This window comes from Streptosporangium sp. NPDC051023, from assembly GCF_040689595.1.
Lineage (GTDB): Bacteria > Actinomycetota > Actinomycetes > Streptosporangiales > Streptosporangiaceae > Streptosporangium.
In genome coordinates this window covers 1-1136 of the sequence record NZ_JBFBCE010000268.1, presented here as the reverse complement: position 1 = coordinate 1136, position 1136 = coordinate 1, and the positions used below count along the sequence as shown (strand labels likewise).

2 protein-coding genes are annotated in these 1136 nt (G+C 70.2%); both read left to right on the top strand.

Annotated features, from left to right (window positions below; all coding sequences use genetic code 11):
- Positions 1–643: hypothetical protein (locus tag AB0395_RS48615; RefSeq protein ID WP_366295191.1), on the top strand; the 643-nt coding region annotated here is incomplete at its 5' end.
- Positions 640–1050 (top strand): WhiB family transcriptional regulator, encoded by a 411-nt coding sequence (locus AB0395_RS48610; RefSeq protein ID WP_366295189.1) that lies wholly within the window; start codon positions 640–642, stop codon positions 1048–1050. The genes AB0395_RS48615 and AB0395_RS48610, both read left to right, overlap by 4 nt.
- The last annotated feature ends 86 nt before the right edge of the window (positions 1051–1136 follow it).

Here is a 1136-nt window from a genome sequence, read left to right as displayed (position 1 = left end):
CCAGCCGGGGGCGGGTTGCCGGTGCGCGAAGTGCCGTAAGGCTGCGACACGGTACCGGGCCCAGCAGCGGGTCGCGGCCATCCTTGGTACTCACCAGCCGGATGTCGATGCTGACCGGTGCAGGCAGCACGTCGTGATGCTCCGCAACCACGGCATGGATGTGCCGAGCATCGCGCATGAAGCTGGCCTGGGCGCGAGTACCGTCAGCGAATTGCTGTACGGCGGCAAGAAGACCGTTCGGCCACGGACCCAGGCAGCGCTGCTGGCTGTACGGCCGCACAGTCTTGACCGGCCGGGTTTGACGCTGGCGCTCGGGACCCGCCGCCGTTTACACGCCTTGTCGGCGATGGGGTATCCGGCGTCGTTGATCAGCCGGGAAAGCGGTGTGGGCCGGGACCGTCTCCTGGTGATCATGTCGTCGGTTCCTCCTGCCCGCGTCACGGTGGCCACCGCCCGCCGGGTCACGGACGCCTACCGGCGGCTGTGCCTCGTCGACCCCGCCACCTGTGGTGTGGAAGCGCGTATCGTCCGTACCTTGCGCCGCCAAGCTGCGGCGAAGGGGTGGGCGTCGCCACTGGCGTGGGACAACATCGACGACCCTGCCGCGACCCCGCAAGGCCTCCGCAAGGAGGCGGCGTCATGACCGTCGACTGGACGCAGCGTGGCCCCTGCCGTACCGGCGACCCGGACCGCTTCTTCGTGGACAACCTCACCAACGACGCGGCGGCGGCCCTGTGCAGGGGCTGCCCCATCGTGCAGGCATGCGGCGAGTACGCCCTCCGCCATGAGCTGTACGGCGTGTGGGGCGGCATGACGCGTCTACGACGCCGCGCCATCCAGGCAAAAGCACGCACGGCAGCACCCAACGGCCCGCAGAAACGCAAGCGTAAGAAGCCTGTCCGCGCTCTGGCGTTGCTCCGCAGGTCAGAGCGGCTGATCGCTGCAGGTGCGACCGTCGAGACTGCCGCGAAACGGCTCAGGGTGTCTCGTGGCTACCTGCTGGCGGCTCGCGCTCGGGCACGCCGGCACCTGGCGGGGGTGGCGTCTTGATTGAGGCAGCGGCGCCTGACCGCGCCACTCCCACCAGCCCAGCCGCCACCCGCGGCCGGGCACCCCAGCACACCGCCTCGCTCCCC